The following is a 14,383-nucleotide window of genomic DNA, read 5'->3' on the forward strand; positions in this document are numbered from 1 at the left end:
CGTCCGTGGTGAGCGGACTCTAGCGCGCGGGCGGCCGGCGCGGCAGTGCGCCGGCCGGCCGCGTTGTCCACAGGGTCCCTCGGCCTCCTGCCCCGGCCAGTAATGTCGCGGCCATGGAGCAGAGGCATCTCGGCCGCACCGGCCTGCGCGTGTCCCGGATCGGCCTGGGCACCCTCACCTGGGGGCGCGACACGGACGAGCACGAGGCGGCCGAGCAGGTGAAGGTCTTCTGGGAGGCCGGCGGGACGCTCGTCGACACGGCGGACGTGTACGGCGGCGGGGAGGCCGAGTACGTGCTGGGCCGGCTGCTGGAGCGGCTGGTGCCGCGCCGGGACCTGGTGATCGCCACGAAGGCCGGCAGCGTGCCCGACCCGGATCCGGAGCGGCGCTTCGACGGTTCGCGCGGCCACCTCCTGTCCGCCCTCGACGCGTCGCTGGCCCGGCTGGGCACCGACCACGTGGACCTGTGGCAGGTCCACGCGTACGACCCGTGGACGCCGCTGGAGGAGACGCTCCAGGCCCTGGACATAGCCGTCACCAGCGGCCGCGCCCGGTACGTGGGCGTGGCGAACTTCTGCGGCTGGCAGCTGGCGAAGGCGGCGACGTGGCAGCTGGCCGCGCCGGGGACGCGGGCGCGGCTGGCGGCGACGCAGATGGAGTACTCGCTGCTCCAGCGCGGCGTGGAGCGAGAGGTGCTGCCGGCCGCACGGGACCTGGGCGTCGGTCTGCTGCCGTCGTCGCCGCTGGGCCGGGGCGTGCTCACGGGCAAGTACCGCACGGGCGTGCCGGCCGGCTCACGGGGCGCGTCGGGCCACATGTCGGCGTTCGTGGAGCCGTACCTGGACGAGGCGTCGCAGCGCGTCGTGGAGGCCGTGGCGACGGCGGCCGACGGACTCGCGGTGACCCCGCTGCAGGTCGCGCTGGCCTGGGTGCGCGACCGGCCGGGCGTGGCGGCCCCGGTGGTCGGCGCGCGCACGGCGCGGCAGCTCACGGCCGCGCTGTCAGTGGAGGGCCTTACCCTTCCTGACGAGATCCGCCGGGCGCTCGACGACGTGTCGGCGCCCCTGCACCGCTACCCCGATCAGGACTGGAGCACGCTGTGACCGCGCTTCCCCGGGGGGAGAACCCCGGCTCCCCGGCCGACGACGACCGGACCGCCACGCCGACGGCGAGCCGGCCCACCGAGACCTCGGCAGCCCCACCGGCCGCGGGCGCGACTGCGGCCGCGGAGGCGGCCGCCGAGACGGAGGCGGCCGGGGACCCCGCGGTCGCGGACGGCGAGGACCCCGCGGGCGGGGACGGGCAGGCGGACGCGGCACGGGACGCTGGGGCCGCGGGCGCCGGCGGGAACGGGCGTACCGACGCCGAGGAGGCTCAGCCGGAGGCTGACGCCGGAGACGCGGAGGCACAGCCGAACGGCGACGCCGGAGACGCGGAGGCACAGCCGGACGGTGACGCCGGAGACGCGGAGGCACAGCCGAACGCCGACGCCGGAGACGCGGAGGCACCGGCCGGTGGTGATGCGGAGGCCGCGGAGGAACCGGCCGGTGGTGATGCGGAGGCCGCGGAGGAACCGGCCGGTGGTGACGGCGGGGCCGAGGCCGCGCCGTCCCAGGCCGCGCCCTCCGAGGCCGAGGCCGAGCTGGCCGCGCAGCGGGAGCTGCGGGAGCGGATCGAGCGGCGCAAGGCCGAACGGGGTGGGCCGATCGAGAGCGGCACCAAGCTGAGCGGCCGGGCCGCCGACCTGCTCGCGGCGGTCCGGGCGGTGGAGAGCGGCGAGAAGCCGAGCTCCGTCTTCGACGACTCCCCCACTCCGGCCGCGCCGCCGCGGCGGGTCGCTCCGCCGCCGGCCGCACCGCCCCGCCCACGGACCCCGGCGCCCGCCGCGCCCGCCCCTCGGGTCGCGGCACCGGAGGCCGTGGCCGCCGTCCGGTCCGTGCTGACGGCGGGCGGGGCGCCCGAGGCGCTGGCGGTGCGGGTCGCGGGCGTGCTCGGGGACGCCGCGGGCGAACTGCTCCGCGAGGACCCGTGGCGACTGCTGTCGGTGTCCGGCGTCCTGCCGGAGCAGGCCGACGGGTTCGCGCGGGCGCTGCTGGGCGCCGAGTGCGGCCCGGGGGACCCGCGACGGACGGACGCGCTGGTCGGCTGGCTGCTGGAGCAGGCCGCGCTGCGGGGGCACACCGCCCTCGACGCGGCCACCGTACGGGCGGCCCTCGCCGACCGGTCCGTACCGGACCCGGACGGAGCGGTGCGGCACGCCGTGGCCGAAGGCGCCGTGCTGGTGTTCCACGACGGGGCGGAGGACGAGGCCGAAGCCGGGTACGACGACGCCACCGAGGAGGGGACCGACGCCGACGCAGGGGCCGGGGAGGCCGCGGAGGCCGCGGAGGGCGCGGAGGGCGCGGAGGCTCCGCCGGTCCTGCTGGGTCTCGACCGGTACGCCATGGCGGAGGAGAGCCTCGCGGACGGCCTGGCGCGACTGGCCCGGTCCGGCCCGGATCCCCGCTGGGCGGAGGCGGAGCCCGCCGAGCTGGCCCGGGCGGTCGCCACAGAGGGCCTCGTGGTGCACACGGGCGGTGAGGCGGCGCGCGCCGAGCCGGTCGCGCTGGCCGCCGCGGCCGGCCGGCTGGGGCTGCGGGCCGCGGTGGCGGTGCACAGCGAGAACGGCCGCCGCAGGCTGGACCCGGGGACGGGCGCGGTGACGGTCGCGGCGCTGCTGTCCGGTGCGGCGGGGCCGGGCAGGGACGAGGAGGGGACCTTCCCCCTCGACCTGCTGGTCGTCCTCGACGCGCCGCAGTTGGACGTGGAGGCCGCGGCGATGCTCGTCGAGTCCGTACCGGACGGGTGCCGGCTGGTACTGAGCGGCGACCCGCACGTCCTGCCGTCGGCGGGCCCGGGGCGGGTCTTCGCCGACCTGCTGGCCGCCCGGGTGTGCCCGCAGGTCGCCTCCCGCACGCCGGATCCGGGCCCGATCGGGGAGCTCGTGTCCGGGATCGGCGTGGGCGAGCTGTCCCAGGTGGAGGCCCCCGGCAAGGAGGTCGTGATCGTGCCCGTGCGGGACGCGGGTGAGGCGGTGCACCGGACGGTGCAGCTGGTCGCCGACTCGGTGCCGCGGGCGCTCGGCGTCCCGGTGGAGGACACGCAGGTGGTCACGGTGGGCCACGGCGGCGCGGCGGGGACGCGCGCGTTGAACGCGGCGCTGAAGCAGCGGCTCAACCCCGGACCGGGTCGCTTCGGCGGCTTCGACCCGGGCGACCGCGTGGCGTACGCGGTAGCGCCGGGCCGGACCGTGCAGGGCCGGGTGGTGTCCGCCGACGCGGAGGGGCTGCACCTGGAGTGCGAGGCCGAGCCCGCGCGGGTGGTCGTGCCCAAGGACCGGGTCGAAGCCGTCGTACGGCACGGGTGGGCGCTCACCGCGCACCAGGCGGCGGCGATGCGCTGGCCGGCGGTCGTGGCCGTCCTGCCGGGAGACGCGGTCGGCGGACTGAGCAGGGCGTGGGTGTACACGGCGTTCGGCCGGGGCGCCCGGCACCTGTCCGTCGTGCACGGCGTGGACCAGGCGCTGGCCCGGGCGGTGGCCGAGCCCCCCGCGCAGACGCGGACCACACGGCTGCGGGGGTTGCTGGAGGCCGTCCCGGCGCCGGCGGCGGAGTAGGCGGAGCCGCCGCCGCGACCACGCCGGGAGCCCGACCCCCGGCGTCCGGATCCCGGCTGCCGCCGCCGGCGTCCGGCTCCGGGCTCCGGGCTCCGGGCTCCGGGCGTCCGGCTCCCGCTCCCGGCGTCCGGGGCGGGGCTCCCGGCCTCCGGGACCGGGCTGACGGCTGCTGGCGTCCGGGGCCGGGCTGCCGGCGTCCGGCACCCGGCTCCCGTCACGACCGTGCCCGCGCCCTGGGTGGGGCGCGGGCACGGTGGCACCGCACGTGGCGGCGGGGCGCGTCAGGGCAGGTCGCGGGAGCGGCCCGTCGGGTCCTCCTCGTACAGCTCGTCCTCGTCGAAGACCGCGCTGACGTCGAAGCGGCAGATGACCCGGCTGGGGTCGGCCTGGTCGAAGGGGGTGCTGAGCCACTCCCCCGCCTCGGGCAGTTCGTCGGCGGCGGCCACCCACAGCGTCGAGTCGCCCTCCTCCAGGCCGAACTCCTTGTGGCGCGAGGCGATCTCGTCCGGTTCGTACTCGCCGAACAGCATCCCGAGGGCAGCGTGCACGCTGGCGCCGACCGCGGCCGTGGTCCTGGCCGACCCGTCGTCGCCGTCCCCCTCGGCGTCCGCGATGCGCTGCGCCTGGGCGAGCAGCCGCTCGGGTTCCGCCACGGCGTAGTCGCGGCGGATCAGTACGCTCAGCGCGTTCGGCTGGCTCGGTCCCGCGTACGGCGGCAGGGAGTCCTCGGCGCCGGGGATCTCGAAGGGCGTGACCTCGTCGTAGCGGTCGTAGAGCCGCTCGTCGTACGCCTCGGCCGCGGCGGCCAGGTCGTTGAACGCGGCGTAGACCGCGGGGTCGTCGTCACCGGTGCGGTTCTCGACCGCCGCCAGGTGACGGTCCAGTGCGGCTTTGACCGCCTCGGCGGCGGCGCGTACCTCGGCAGCTGTGGGCTGCGCAGCATCAGACATACAGCAGACGCTATCCGTACCTGGCCCGTGCCCGCACAATAGATGCGATGCCGGAATACGAATTTGTCGACGTGTACGTGCCGCGGGGCGTCTCCCGGAAGGAGGCGACGCGGCTCCTGACCGAGCACGCGGAGTACGGGCACTGGGAGTTGGACCGACTCACCCTGCACCGGGACGGCAGCCGCCGGGTGCGGCTGCGGCGGCGCATCATCCGTCAGGTGCGCGCCACCTGGTGAGGGACGGAACGGGAGCAACGGGACGGAGCGGGCTCCGCTGAGTGCGGGGCCCGCTCCGTCGTGGGGCGCGGGAGGGTGCGCCGTGCTTACGCGGTGCGGCGGGCGCGGCGGTACAGGACCGTGCCGCCGAGCAGCGCGGCCGCTCCGGCCGGGAGGAGCGTGCCGAGCGCGCCGGCGCCCGTCTGGGCCAGCTCGTCGTCGCCCTTCGGCGGGGTGCTGCCGTCGCCGCCCTGGGGGGCCGGCTTGTTCGGCTCGATCGGCGAGCCGGGCTCACCGGGCTCACCGGGGTGGCTCGGCTGACCCGGCTGACCCGGCTGACCCGGCTGACCCGGCTGACCCGGCTGACCGGGGTTCCCGGGGTTACCGGGGTTACCCGGGTTACCGGGGTTACCCGGGTTACCGGGGTTACCCGGGTTTCCGGGGTTGCCCGGGTTTCCGGGGTTGCCCGGGTTTCCGGGGTTGCCCGGCTTGTTCGGGGTCTTCGCGCCGTTCGCGCAGCCGTTGCCGAACGTCGGGTTCAGGCCGCCGACCACGTTCACGCTGTTGCCGCAGGCGTTCACCGGCACGCTGACCGGGGCCTGGACGTTGTTGCCGGACGCCACGCCCGGCGAGTTGCTGGCGGAGCTCTTCGCGTGCGCGCCGCTGCCCTTGTTGACGCACCTGTTGCCGAACGCGGGGTTCAGCACCCCGACGACGTCCACGGTGTTGCCGCACACGTTCACCGGCACGCTGACCGGCGCCTGGACCGAGTTGCCGGACGCGACACCCGGCGAGTTGGCGGCGACTCCGTCCGCTCCCGCACCGTGGGACGCGTGCGCGTACCCACCGCCGAGGGCGAGCACTCCGCCCGCCGCCGCCACAATGGTCAGCCCCTTGCGCGTGACCTGTCGCATAGCTAGTTTCCTGCCTTCTTGGCTTCCGAAGGCCCCCGCACACCTCGCGCGGGAGCTGAATGCCCACCGGCCCCGGAGCGCATGGCGCGCGCTCCGAGGCCGGCCGGGCTCAGACCCTGATGGGTCGGGGCACAACGCCTGGCGCTGGGTCAGTCGTTGATGCAGACGTTGCCGAAGGCGGGGTTCAGCAGACCGATGACGTTGATCGTGTTGCCACAGACGTTGATCGGAACGTGGACCGGAACCTGGACCACGTTGCCGGAGATCACGCCCGGGGAACCGACGGCCGCGCCGTTGGCACTCGCGTCGGCGACGGCCATGCCCGCACCGGCCAGCAGCAGACCGCCGGTGGCGGCCGCGGTGGCGACAACCTTCTTGATCATTATTCCTCCTAGTTGGCAATGCGGTCCCAGCCGCGGACCGCAACACCTGTAACGAGGCGGAGGAGGGTGGGCTACGAGGCGGCGGCCCCGTTCACCCTTTTCGGTCAGACGTGCACACGCGGTCGATTATTGGAGTGTCGTTTCAGCCGACTTTCAGCTCGCGTCGAGGAAGCGGTCCAGGACGCGGACGCCGAACTTCAGGCCCTCCACCGGAACCCGCTCGTCCACGCCGTGGAACATCCCGGCGAAGTCGAGGTCCGGCGGCAGCTGGAGCGGGGAGAAGCCGAAGCAGCGGATGCCGAGGTCGTCGAAGGACTTGGCGTCGGTGCCGCCGGACAGCATGTACGGCACGGCGCGCGCGATCGGGTCCTCCGCCCGCAGCGCCGTCTGCATCGCGTCGACCAGGGCGCCGTCGAAGCTCGTCTCCAGCGCCTTGTCGGTGTGCACGTCCTCGCGCTTCACCCGGGGCCCGAGCAGCCGGTCGAGCTCCTCCAGGAACTCCTGCTCGTACCCGGGCAGGAACCTGCCGTCGACGTGGGCGGTGGCCTGGCCGGGGATGACGTTCACCTTGTACCCGGCACCGAGCATGGTCGGGGCGGCGGAGTTGCGGAGCGTGGCGCCGACCATCTTGGCGATCCCGCCGAGCTTGTGGAGGGTGCCCTCCATGTCGTCCGGGTCGAGCGGCGTGCCGATCGCGTCGGACAGCTCGTCCAGGAAGGAGCGCACGGTCTTGGTGACCCGGACGGGCCAGGTGTGCCGGCCGAGGCGGCCCACGGCCTCGCACAGCTCGGTGATGGCGTTGTCGTCGTTGGTCATCGAGCCGTGCCCGGCCGTGCCCTCGACGGTGAGCCGCATCCAGTGCATGCCCTTCTGCGCCGTCTCCACCAGGTACAGGCGCAGGTCCTCGTTGACGGTGAGGGAGAAGCCGCCGACCTCGCCGATCGCCTCGGTGACGCCCTCGAAGACGTCGGGGTGCCGGTCGACCAGGTGGCGCGCCCCGTAGGTGCCGCCCGCCTCCTCGTCCGCGACGAAGGCGAGGACGATGTCGCGGGGCGGCTTGCGGCCGCTGCGCATCCGCTCGCGCACGACCGCGAGGGTCATGGCGTCCATGTCCTTCATGTCGACGGCGCCGCGCCCCCAGACGCAGCCGTCGGCGACCTCGCCGGAGAACGGGTCGTACGTCCAGTCGGCCGCGTTGGCCGGGACCACGTCGGTGTGGCCGTGGATGAGGAGGGCGGGGCGCGAGGGGTCCTCGCCCTCGATCCGGGCCACGGTCGAGGCGCGGCCCTTGTGCGCCTCGATGATCCGCGGCTCCAGGCCCACCTCGGCCAGCTTCTCGGCGATGTACTCGGCGGCGCCCCGCTCGCCCGGGCCGGAGTGGTCGCCATAGTTGCTGGTGTCGATACGGATGAGCTCGCTGCAGAGGTCGACGACCTCGCTCTCGGCGGTGGCGCCGGGACCGGTCCTGGCCGGGTTGGTCTCGCTCACGCTGGTTCCTCCCGCGTCGGTGCTGTCGGTGCTGCTGGTACGGCGCCATCCTGCTACCGACCACGCTCCCGGCCCAAGGCCGGCGGGCGGGGCGGGGGCGTGATCGAGCACGCCGAATGTTTGCTATGGTTTTCCACGTCGGAACGGCCCAGGGCCGCGAGACAGACACCTTGTCCGGGTGGCGGAATGGCAGACGCGCTAGCTTGAGGTGCTAGTGCCCTTTATCGGGCGTGGGGGTTCAAGTCCCCCCTCGGACACCAGCGAAGACCCCAGTTCACCTGGGGTCTTTCTGCTGTTCGGGCTGCTGCTGCGAGAGGCGATGAAGAACACACTGGATCCGCTCGAGCCCAAGGCCGACAAGGCCACCGTGCGGCGGCACAACCTCAGCCTGGTGCTGCGGGCCGTGCACGACGAGGGCGAGACCACGCGGGCCGCTGTGGCGGCGCGCGTCGGACTGACGCGTGCGGCGGTGTCCTCGCTGGTCGAGCAGTTGCTGGGCAGCGGTTTCCTCACCGAGTCGGGCAAGACGTTCAGCGGCCAGGCGGGGCGGCCGGGGACGGCGCTGCGGGTCGCGCGGACCGGTGCGGCCGGGCTGGGTGTCGAGATCAACATCGATTACGTGTCCGTCTGTGTCGTCGATCTGGCTGGAACTGATCGGGTGCGACTGACCGAGCATCTGGACAATCGGGACGTACCGCCCGCGGAGGTGCTCGGGCGGGCGGCGCGGATCGCGGCGCGGACGCTGGATTCGGCGGCGGAGCAGCAGCTCCGCCCGGCGGGTGCGCGCCTCGCGCTGCCCGGGCTGGTCTCCGGCGGCACCGTCCGGCAGGCCCCGAACCTCGGGTGGAGCCGGGTCGCGGCGGAGGAGCTGTTCGGGCGGGCCCTCGCCGCGGTGCGGCCGGACACCGGGACCCTGCCGGTCGGCTCCGAGAACGAGGCGAACGCCGCCGCGCTGGCGGAGCTGTGGTTCGGGGACGGGCCGGCCGACCGGGCGCGGGCGCGGAACTTCCTCTACGTCTCCGGGGAGATCGGTGTGGGCGGCGCCGTCGTCGTCGACGGGGAGCTGCTGCGCGGGGCGCACGGGTTCGCCGGCGAGGTCGGGCACGTGGTGGCGGACGCGGCCGGTCCGCGGTGCCGCTGCGGGTCGCGGGGATGTCTGGAGCAGTACGCCGGTCAGACGGCGCTGCTGCGGGACGCGGGCGTCGGCGCGGACGCGGGCGGCGCGGGGGTCGCCGAGCTGGAGCGCAGGGCCGCGGCGGGGGACGCCCGCGCGCTGGCGGCGCTGGAGCGGGCCGGCCGGATGCTGGGGCTGGTGCTGTCCGGCGTGGTGAACCTGCTGGACCCCGAGGCCGTGGTGCTGGGCGGGATCTACCGGGGCCTGGTGCCCTGGCTGGCGCCGGCCGCCGACGGGGAGCTCACCGCGCGCGTGGTGTCGGGGCTGTGGACCGCGGGGAGCGGGCGGCTGCGCGGCTCGTCGTGGTCGGGGGACGCGGCGCGCGGGGCGGCGGCCCTGGTGGTGCGGGACGTGATCGCCGATCCGGCGGGGTACGCCGAGCGGGACGGGGCACGGTAGTACGCCCCCGGCGCGCGGCCCCACGAGAGAGCCGCGCGCCGGTCGCCGTCCGCCACCGCGCGCCGGTCTCCGTCCGTCCCCGCACGCCGCCGTCCGTCCCCGCGCGCCGCCGGGGGCCGCGCGCCGGGGCCTGGGGCCGCGTCCGCGGTCAGCGGACGGCCAGGAGGTGCTCCATGGCGAGCTGGTCGAGCCGTTCGAAGGCCATGGAGCGGCCGGCCGCGTCGGCCACGTCGAAGGTCTCGTACGCCGTCGGGTCCGCGAGCAGCGCGGCGAGGCCGTCCTCGGCGGTCGGGCGGGAGAGCTCGTCCAGGCGGGAGGCGCGCAGGGCCTCGCGGACCTCGGGGTCGGCGCGGAAGGCCGCGGCGCGTTCCTTGAGGATCAGGTAGTTGCGCATGCAGTTCCCGGCGGACTCCCACACCCCGTCGGCGCCGTCGGTGCGGACCGGCTTGAAGTCGAAGTGGCGCGGGCCGTCGTAGCCGGCGCTCTCCAGCAGGTCGACCAGCCAGAACGCCTGGCGCAGGTCCCCGGCGCCGAAGCGGAGGTCCTGGTCGTACTTGATGCCGGACTGGCCGTTGAGGTCGATGTGGAAGAGCTTGCCCGCCCACAGGGCCTGGGCGATGCCGTGGGGGAAGTTGAGGCCCGCCATCTGCTCGTGGCCCGTCTCCGGGTTCACGCCGACGAGGTCGGGGCGCTCCAGGCGCTCGATGAAGGCCAGGGCGTGGCCGACGGTGGGCAGGAGGATGTCGCCGCGCGGCTCGTTGGGCTTGGGCTCGATGGCGAAGCGCAGGTCGTAGCCCTGCTCGGTGACGTACTGGCCGAGGAGGTCGAACGCCTCCTTCATGCGGTCGAGGGCGACGCGGACGTCCTTGGCGGCGCCCGACTCCGCGCCCTCCCGGCCGCCCCAGGCGACGTAGGTGTGCGCCCCGAGCTCGACGGCCAGGTCGATGTTGCGGATCGTCTTGCGCAGCGCGTAGCGGCGGACGTCCCGGTCGTTGGCGGTGAAGGCGCCGTCCTTGAAGACCGGGTGGGTGAAGAGGTTCGTGGTGGCCATCGGCACCTTCATGCCGGTGCGGTCCAGCGCGTCGCGGAAGCGCTTGACGACGGCCTCGCGCTCGGCGTCGGAGGAGCCGAACGGGATGAGGTCGTCGTCGTGGAAGGTGACGCCGTACGCGCCGAGGCCGGCCAGGCGCTCCACCGTCTCGACCGGGTCGAGCGGCGGGCGGGTGGCGGCGCCGAAGGGGTCGGCGCCCTGCCAGCCGACGGTCCACAGACCGAAGGTGAACAGGTCGTCGGGGGTGGGGGCGAAGCGTTCCGGCATGGCTCTGGGTCCCTCGGCTCGGCTATTTGTTTGCTTTGATTACTAATAGCGCAAGCGCCGCATCCCGCCAAGGGGGCGCGCTCGGTCCAGCCTGTCGCGAACCCTGGTGACGGGGAATTTGTTCTGTGTACGATCAAAACATGGATCCCCTAGTCATCGGCGTGGACAGCTCGACGCAGTCCACCAAGGCGGCCGTCGTGGACGCCGCGAGCGGCCGGCTGCTGGCCGTCGGGCGTGCCCCGCACACCGTGACCGGTGAGGGCGGCGCCCGGGAGAGCGACCCCGAGCGGTGGTGGGCCGCGCTCGCCGAGGCCGTGGCCGCCGCGCTCGCGGAGGCCGGCGCCGACCCCCGGGCCGTGACGGGCCTCGCCGTCGCCGGCCAGCAGCACGGGCTCGTGGTCCTCGACGGCGCCGGACGCCCGCTGCGCCCCGCCCTGCTGTGGAACGACACCCGCTCCGCGCCCCAGGCGGCGGCCCTCACCGGAGCACTGGGCTCCGGGGCGTGGCTGGAGCGGACCGGCTCCGTCCCGGTGGCGTCCATGACGGCCGCCAAGTGGCGGTGGCTGCGCGAGAACGAGCCGCGCTCCGCGGACGCGGCCGCCGCGGTGCGCCTCCCGCACGACTTCCTCACCGAACGGCTGACCGGGACGGCCGCCACCGACCCCGGCGACGCCTCCGGGACCTGCTGGTACTCCACCGCGACCGGCGCCTACGACCCGGAGCTGCTCGCCCTGCTGGAACTGGACCCCGCGCTGCTGCCGCGGATCGCGCCCTCGGCCGGCACCCGCGTCGGCACGCTCACCCCGGCCGCCGCCGAGGCGCTCGGGCTGCCCGGCGGCGTCCCCGTCGCCGCCGGGACGGGCGACAACATGGCCGCCGCCGTCGGGCTGGGCCTCGGCACGCGCGGGCTGCTCGACCACCCGGCGGTCTCGCTCGGCACGTCCGGCACCGTCTTCGCGGCGACCCGGACGCGCCCCGCGACGGCCGCCCTCGCCGGCTTCGCCGCCGCCGACGGGCACGGCACCCACCTGCCGCTGGGCTGCACCCTCAACTGCACCCTCGCCGTCGACCGGATGGCCGCGCTGCTGGGCCTGGACCGCGAGGACGCGGCGCCGGGCGGCGAAGCCGTCGTCCTGCCGTACCTGGACGGCGAGCGCACCCCCGACCTGCCCGCCGCCGCCGGACTGATCACCGGCGTACGGCACACCACCACGCCGCGGCAGCTGCTGGGCGCGGCCTACGAGGGCGCCGTCTTCGCCCTGCTGCGCGCCCTGGAGGAGCTTCCCGCGCAGGGCGCCGGCGGGGACGCGCCGCTGCGGCTCGTCGGAGGCGGCGCCCGGGGCCGCGCCTGGGTGGAGACGGTACGGCGGCTCTCGGGGCGCCCCGTCGTGCTGCCGCGCACCACCGAACTCGTCGCCGTCGGCGCCGCCGCGCTGGCGGCGGGCGCGGCGACCGGGGACGACCCGGTCGCCGTCGCGACGGCGTGGGGCACCGGCGGGGGCGAGACGCTGCCGCCGGTCGCACCCGACCGTGACACGCTGGACCGGATCGCCTCCGTACTCGACCGGGCAACCCCTCTCCTCACCACACAGGGACACCGATGAAGTTCACCGACGGCTTCTGGCTGATGCGGGACGGCGTCCGCGCCTCGTACGCGACCGAGGTGCGCGACCTGCACGTCAGCGACGACCACGTCACCGCCTACGCGGCGGTCAGGCGGGTCGAGCACCGGGGGCACACGCTCAACTCGCCGCTGCTCACCGTGGAGTGCTTCTCCCCCGCCGAGGGGGTGATCGGCGTCCGCACCACCCACCACGCGGGGAAGGCGCACCGCGGGCCCGAGTTCGCGCTGCCGGGGGCCGACGCGGGCGGCGGGGGCTTCGCCCGCACCCGGCGGGACGGCTCCGTCACCGAGCTGACCAGCGGGCCGCTCACGGTGCGGCTGGACCGCGACGGGCCGTGGGGGCTGACGTTCCTCGACGCGGACGGGCGGCGGCTGACCGCGGTGGAGTCGAAGGGCACCGCCTTCGTGGAGACCGCCGACGGGGCGCACCACATGGTCGCGCAGCTGGCCCTGGCCGTGGGCGAGCAGGTGTACGGGCTCGGGGAGCGCTTCACGCCGTTCGTCCGCAACGGCCAGAGCGTCGACATCTGGCAGGCGGACGGCGGCACCAGCAGCGAGCAGGCGTACAAGAACGTGCCGTTCCACCTGTCGTCACGGGGGTACGGCGTCTTCGTCAACCACCCGGGCCGGGTGTCGTACGAGGTGGGCTCCGAGTCGGTGGGCCAGGTGCAGTTCAGCGTCGAGGACCAGTCGCTGGAGTTCTACGTGGTGGCGGGGCCGACGCCGAAGGAGGTGCTCGCCCGGTACACGGCGCTGACGGGGCGGCCGGCGCTGCCGCCGGCGTGGTCGTTCGGCCTGTGGCTCACGACGTCGTTCTGCACCTCGTACGACGAGGAGACGGTCATGTCCTTCGTCGACGGGATGGCGGAGCGGGAGATCCCGCTGTCGGTCTTCCACTTCGACTGCTTCTGGATGCGCGAGTACCAGTGGTCGGACTTCCAGTGGGACCCGGAGACCTTCCCCGACCCGGAGGGCATGCTGGCCCGGCTCAAGGAGCGGGGGCTGCGCGTCAGCATGTGGATCAACCCGTACATCGGGCAGAAGTCGGCGCTGTTCGCCGAGGGCGCCGCCCTCGGCCACCTGGTGCGGCGGCCGGACGGGGACGTCTGGCAGTGGGACCTGTGGCAGGCCGGGATGGCGCTGGTGGACTTCACGAGCCCGGAGGCGCGGGCCTGGTTCCAGGGCAAGCTGAAGGTGCTGCTGGACCAGGGCGTCGACTGCTTCAAGACGGACTTCGGCGAGCGCGTCCCGACGGACGTCGTCTGGCACGACGGCTCCGACCCGGAGCGGATGCACAACTACTACGCCCAGCTGTACAACGAGTGCGTCTTCGAGCTGCTGGAGAAGGAGCGCGGCCACGGCGAGGCGGTGGTGTTCGCCCGCTCGGCGACGGCCGGCGGGCAGAAGTACCCGGTCCACTGGGGCGGTGACTGCTTCGCGTCGTTCGAGGCGATGGCGGAGTCGCTGCGCGGCGGGCTGTCGCTGGGACTGTCGGGGTTCGGCTTCTGGAGCCACGACATCGGCGGGTTCGAGGGCACGCCGGAGCCGGCCGTCTTCAAGCGGTGGCTCGCCTTCGGTCTGCTGTCGTCGCACAGCAGGCTGCACGGGAACATGTCGTACCGCGTGCCGTGGGAGTTCGGCGAGGAGGCGGTGGAGGTGGCCCGGCAGTTCACGGAACTGAAGCACCGGCTGATGCCGTACCTGTACGGGGCGGCGGTGGAGGCGCACCGCACGGGCGTGCCGCTGATGAGGCCGATGCTGCTGGAGTTCCCCGGCGACCCCGGCTGCCGGACGCTGGACCGGCAGTACATGCTCGGCCCCGACCTGCTGGTGGCGCCGGTGTTCTCGGCGGACGGGGAGGTCGAGTTCTACCTGCCGGAGGGGGTGTGGACGCACCTGCTGACCGGGGAGCGGGTGACCGGCCCGGTGTGGCGGCGTGACACGTACGGGTTCGACGGCCTGCCGCTGTACGTGCGGCCGGGCGCGGTCCTGCCGCTCGGCGCGGACGACCAGCGGCCCGACGGCGACTGGCTGGACGGGCTGACGCTGCTGGTCCAGCCGGACGCGGACGGCGCGGTGGTGTCGGTGCCGGACCCGTCGGGCGCGGAGGCGGCGCGGTTCACGGTCGTCCGGGACGGTGGCGCGGTGCGGGTGGTGGCGGCCGGCACGGACCGGCCCTTCCGGGTGCGCGTGGTGGGCGCGGGGTCCGCCGGCGGGGTCGGCGAGGTCGTCGTACCGCCGGGCCGCTGAGGCGGCAGCCGCG

At 75.0% G+C, this 14,383-nt stretch carries 11 protein-coding genes and 1 tRNA gene; 7 read left to right on the forward strand and 5 right to left on the reverse strand.

What is annotated here, in order from left to right:
* Nucleotides 1-113: 113 nt before the first annotated feature.
* On the forward strand, nt 114-1,103 hold the full coding sequence (locus NRO40_RS05110; RefSeq protein WP_058941635.1) for an aldo/keto reductase: 990 nt from the start codon (nt 114-116) through the stop codon (nt 1,101-1,103).
* Complete coding sequence (locus NRO40_RS05115) at nt 1,100-3,655, forward strand: helix-hairpin-helix domain-containing protein (protein WP_058941634.1); 2,556 nt, start codon at nt 1,100-1,102, stop codon at nt 3,653-3,655. The genes NRO40_RS05110 and NRO40_RS05115 overlap by 4 nt, the downstream gene beginning before the upstream one ends.
* Before the next feature lie 281 nt (nt 3,656-3,936).
* Here the strand turns inward: NRO40_RS05115 and NRO40_RS05120 are convergent, their stop codons facing one another.
* Entirely contained in the window at nt 3,937-4,605 is a 669-nt protein-coding gene (locus tag NRO40_RS05120) for a hypothetical protein (RefSeq protein WP_058941633.1), read from the reverse strand.
* 47 nt (nt 4,606-4,652) lie between these two features.
* Here NRO40_RS05120 and NRO40_RS05125 point away from each other — a divergent pair, with 47 nt between their 5' ends.
* On the forward strand, nt 4,653-4,841 hold the full coding sequence (locus NRO40_RS05125) for a DUF5703 family protein (protein WP_058941632.1): 189 nt from the start codon (nt 4,653-4,655) through the stop codon (nt 4,839-4,841).
* Nucleotides 4,842-4,927: 86 nt separating this feature from the next.
* Here NRO40_RS05125 and NRO40_RS05130 read toward each other — a convergent pair whose 3' ends face one another.
* The 3 genes from NRO40_RS05130 to NRO40_RS05145 form a co-directional block, all read right to left on the reverse strand.
* Complete coding sequence (locus NRO40_RS05130) at nt 4,928-5,734, reverse strand: chaplin (protein ID WP_058941631.1); 807 nt, start codon at nt 5,732-5,734, stop codon at nt 4,928-4,930.
* 149 nt (nt 5,735-5,883) lie between these two features.
* Nucleotides 5,884-6,117, reverse strand: a complete 234-nt coding sequence (gene chpH / locus NRO40_RS05140; protein ID WP_058941630.1) for a chaplin ChpH — start codon at nt 6,115-6,117, stop codon at nt 5,884-5,886.
* Between the two features lie 153 nt (nt 6,118-6,270).
* Nucleotides 6,271-7,605: a M20/M25/M40 family metallo-hydrolase gene (locus NRO40_RS05145; RefSeq protein ID WP_058941629.1), complete on the reverse strand. Its 1,335-nt coding sequence runs from the start codon at nt 7,603-7,605 to the stop codon at nt 6,271-6,273.
* A gap of 172 nt (nt 7,606-7,777) precedes the next feature.
* On the opposite strand from NRO40_RS05145, the gene NRO40_RS05150 reads away from it, so the two are divergent.
* Nucleotides 7,778-7,865, forward strand: a tRNA-Leu gene (locus NRO40_RS05150).
* A gap of 59 nt (nt 7,866-7,924) precedes the next feature.
* Nucleotides 7,925-9,178, forward strand: a complete 1,254-nt coding sequence (locus tag NRO40_RS05155; protein ID WP_058941628.1) for an ROK family protein — start codon at nt 7,925-7,927, stop codon at nt 9,176-9,178.
* A gap of 148 nt (nt 9,179-9,326) precedes the next feature.
* Here the strand turns inward: NRO40_RS05155 and xylA are convergent, their stop codons facing one another.
* Nucleotides 9,327-10,496 carry a xylose isomerase gene (xylA, locus tag NRO40_RS05160; RefSeq protein WP_058941627.1) on the reverse strand — a complete coding sequence of 390 codons (1,170 nt, stop codon included), beginning with the start codon at nt 10,494-10,496 and terminating at the stop codon, nt 9,327-9,329.
* Between the two features lie 140 nt (nt 10,497-10,636).
* On the opposite strand from xylA, the gene xylB reads away from it, so the two are divergent.
* Entirely contained in the window at nt 10,637-12,100 is a 1,464-nt protein-coding gene (gene xylB / locus NRO40_RS05165; RefSeq protein ID WP_058941626.1) for a xylulokinase, read from the forward strand.
* On the forward strand, nt 12,097-14,370 hold the full coding sequence (gene yicI, locus NRO40_RS05170; RefSeq protein WP_058941625.1) for an alpha-xylosidase: 2,274 nt from the start codon (nt 12,097-12,099) through the stop codon (nt 14,368-14,370). The genes xylB and yicI overlap by 4 nt, the downstream gene beginning before the upstream one ends.
* Nucleotides 14,371-14,383: the final 13 nt, after the last annotated feature.

It is taken from the genome of Streptomyces changanensis, from assembly GCF_024600715.1.
GTDB classification, from domain to species: Bacteria; Actinomycetota; Actinomycetes; order Streptomycetales; family Streptomycetaceae; genus Streptomyces; species Streptomyces changanensis.